General features: G+C 60.9%; 4 protein-coding genes. 1 reads left to right on the top strand and 3 read right to left on the bottom strand.

Annotated elements, in window-relative coordinates:
- Positions 1–321: 321 nt before the first annotated feature.
- From HQL56_19155 to HQL56_19145, 3 genes are read right to left on the bottom strand one after another with little or no spacing between them, the layout of a single operon-like run.
- Positions 322–1,245, bottom strand: coding sequence for a hypothetical protein (locus HQL56_19155; GenBank protein MBF0311635.1), 924 nt, complete (start codon positions 1,243–1,245; stop codon positions 322–324).
- Positions 1,179–1,958, bottom strand: coding sequence for a DEAD/DEAH box helicase family protein (locus HQL56_19150; protein ID MBF0311634.1), 780 nt, complete (start codon positions 1,956–1,958; stop codon positions 1,179–1,181). The genes HQL56_19155 and HQL56_19150 overlap by 67 nt, the downstream gene beginning before the upstream one ends.
- Positions 1,952–2,266 carry a hypothetical protein gene (locus HQL56_19145; protein ID MBF0311633.1) on the bottom strand — a complete coding sequence of 105 codons (315 nt, stop codon included), beginning with the start codon at positions 2,264–2,266 and terminating at the stop codon, positions 1,952–1,954. Before HQL56_19145 ends, HQL56_19150 begins: the two co-directional genes overlap by 7 nt.
- A gap of 164 nt (positions 2,267–2,430) precedes the next feature.
- On the opposite strand from HQL56_19145, the gene HQL56_19140 reads away from it, so the two are divergent.
- Positions 2,431–3,057, top strand: coding sequence for a hypothetical protein (locus HQL56_19140; GenBank protein ID MBF0311632.1), 627 nt, complete (start codon positions 2,431–2,433; stop codon positions 3,055–3,057).
- Positions 3,058–3,214 lie beyond the last annotated feature (157 nt).

Genomic DNA, 3,214 nt, shown 5'->3' with positions numbered 1-3,214 from the left:
ATGTTGGGTGAGGGCGATGGAGCGGGAGGCCGATCCCTGATCCGTCGCTCTGCGGTTGGTGGTTCCCCGGCCAAAACTGTCAAAAACGGCATTGGCTCGGAAGTTTATTCTCTTCTCTATCTATTTGATTAATATATAAAATATATATAAATTGTATAAACTGTAAAACTGTATAAGGGTATCCCTGTTTTGCATCGCGTGTGTTATGGAGAGGAATCGCATGCGCATGAGGTAGATGACCTGCCCGCGTATATGTATAAGGCACCCCCGAAATTTAATCAGTTTTACAGTTTCTTGAAATATCGTTAATATATCATGATGTTATGAACTGCACCCCAATGCAGCCAGCATATAAACTGTAATCGGTTTCAGACCGCCGGACTGGACCTGCGCCGAGCGGATGACCTCTTCCTCCTCGAGTTCGGCGATGATTTCGTTGCGTTCCCGGCGGGTCAGAAAGCGGGTCTTGGTTCCTAGGACGGTCTTGGAGATCCCCCTGCGACCGGCGGTGCGAATGATCTCCAGAACCCGCTTGTGGTTCTGCTCCGTGAGATTGTCGGCGACGTGATATTCCACCTCCTGAATCATGCTGTTGACGCTTTGGCGCACCAGGGCGATAGCCCATCCAGCATCCGCGCCACGGATGACCGGAGCGGACGGGTTGGCGGCAACGGCCCGGATAAGAGCGACCTTGGCGGCGTGCTCCCAGACCCGGGCGAGGATCGGGGAATACAGCGATCCCTTGCTGCGATGAAGCTGGCCGGTGACGACCACGTTCAGTTCCTCAAACAGGGCGACGGCCTCCGGCGACATGGGAACGACGGAAGGATGCAACGTGGTGGTTCCGTTGGTAGTGACTCCCTCCAGATTGCCTTTCCCCTTGCCGCCGCTTTCGGACAGGGCCTTCAGGGACGCGATCAGGGAGGGCGGCGTATCGCGAGATGCATTGCTCCGGTTGCGCTCTGGATAATCCTCCCTGGTCTTGAGAATCAGGAAGCGGGCCAGGGAACCGTCGGCGACATTGGCGCTCTTCAGGGCCGACCAGAAGAGTACCGGCGTCGTGGTGCCATAGATGCAGAGGCAGGGCTGGGTGATATCCTTGCGGTCCTTGGCCTCCTTGATGCCGCCGTATTCCGGCCCCAGGAAGACCGTTCCGGCAGCGGAATGGATCTCGGTCATCAGATCGAGAATCTCGGTGAGGTAGCGGGGACTCCGCTTGCGGTCGGCAGCGGCCTGGAGGAACATGCCGAACTCATCCTGCTGGAACAGGATGGGTGGATGTCCACCGCCGCCTCCAGTTGGCCGGGGATGAACTCCCCGCCCCGGGTGCCGACGCCGGAGACGTCCAACTGGGTGTCGGTGCGCTTGCTGACCAGGGGGGCGAGAAAACCCTGGTCCACCAGATCCCGCACCGGCACCTCGTAGGCGATGTCATCGAAGAGCGCGCCTTCGCCCTGATGCAGCAAGCCGCTGTCCAGACGATACGGGGTGGCGGTGAGGCCGATGATCTTCATGTAGGGGTTGATGCGCTTGAGATCTCCCAGGAAACGCTGGTACATGGTGTCGGAGTTGCGGGGAATGAGATGGGCCTCGTCCACCAGAACCAGATCGCAGCGTTGGATGTCGTAAGCCCGCTTGTGGACCGACTGGATGCCGCAGAAGAGTACCTGCGCCTCGGTGTCCCGGCTGTTCAGCCCGGCGCTGTGAATGCCCGCCGGGGCTTCCGGCCAGAGGTTCACCAACTCGGAGAAGTTCTGGCTGATCAGCTCGCGGACGTGGGTCACCACCAGGATGCGGGTGTCGGGATAGAACTGGAGCGCCTCCTGGATGAAAGTGGCCATCACGAGCGATTTGCCCCCAGCGGTGGGGATCACCACCAGAGGATTGCCGGTGCTGGTCTCGAAATAGCGGTAGATGGCGTCGAGGGCCTCGCGCTGATAAGGTCGCAGCGTCAGCATGGCGCACCTCCATCCCGCCAGAGGGAGCCGTCCGGCAGGCGGTATTCCACCCAGCCCCCAGCGGGGTCGGCGTCGACCTGCTTGCCCGCCACCAGATCGGGGATGAAGAGGTGTTTGGCGCAGCCCGCCTTCTGGGCGTCGAGGGCCATCAGCCGTTCGGAAGGGCCACAGAGCCACAGGCCGATTTCCGCCGGGGTGGAGTGAAGGCAGGTGCGGCAATTGCGTTCCGCCGGGGCCCCTTCGTGGCAGAAGGGGTGGTGATGGCACATCCGGCACTGGTACCAGGAGGGGTCGGTGCTGATCCGCATCGGCGGGCGTTCGGCGCGGATGATCCGTTCGGCCTTGGCCAGCAGGCGCAGCCCTTCCGCGCCGTCGACTTGGAGGCGCTCGGCGTGAAGGTCGTCGGTGTCCTTGTTGACCGCCAGGTATACCGGAGGAGGATCTCAGGACGTATAACCTGGACCTGAACTGGTTGTTGCGTCTTGTGGCCAAGGGGGTGGGTCTCGGGAACGAGGTGCAACCCCACTGCCTGGCGCCGAACCACCTCTGGGAACTGGGGATGGCCAGGATTTGCGGACGCAAGGCCACGGTCATGGTCGGCAGACGCCTCTCCCGATCCGACGTGTTTCGGCAGTGCGTCGAAGCCCTGCGCACCCGCCGGGGCCGTCCGCCCGGGGTGGTGCTGACCACGTCGCGGGGATTATCCTGGGATTTGGAGATTCCCGGAGGGCACCGGGTGCTTTCGTTGCGCGACTGTCTGTCGATGGAGAAAACGGGCATCGCCATCGACCTGGAGGTGATTCATGGTGTGCTGACCGGGGTGATGCCCGGGCAAAATCCGTCCCCTGTCCATTACAGCAACGATTTCAGTTCGCTGACCGTCCATGGACGCCCCTTCGTTTTCCGGGGCGACAAGCAGAAACAATTCGTTGGCATGCTGGTGCGGGCCTGGGAAAGCGGGGAGGAGCGATGCCGGACCAATGAACTGCTTGAGAACGCGGAATCGACCTCATCGACCCTCGTCCGGTTTTTCGGCGGTCGATCCGACTGGAAAGAGCTGATCGGCTACGGCAACGGTTTCTGCTGGCTCAAGGTTTGATTCATCGGCTTTCCAGGATGCTTCCACTTGATGCGGGTCGCAGAACACCATGGTCTCCAGCATCACGATTGGCCGTTCCTTCCCAAGGCTCCCATCACCTCCTGAGCCTTTTCCAGTTCATCCTGGACCACCTGCATCACCACGAACAGGGAGGCCG

It is taken from the genome of Magnetococcales bacterium (assembly GCA_015231925.1).
In the GTDB taxonomy this organism is placed as follows: domain Bacteria; phylum Pseudomonadota; class Magnetococcia; order Magnetococcales; family JADGAQ01; genus JADGAQ01.
This window is presented reverse-complemented; position numbering and strand designations above follow the sequence as displayed.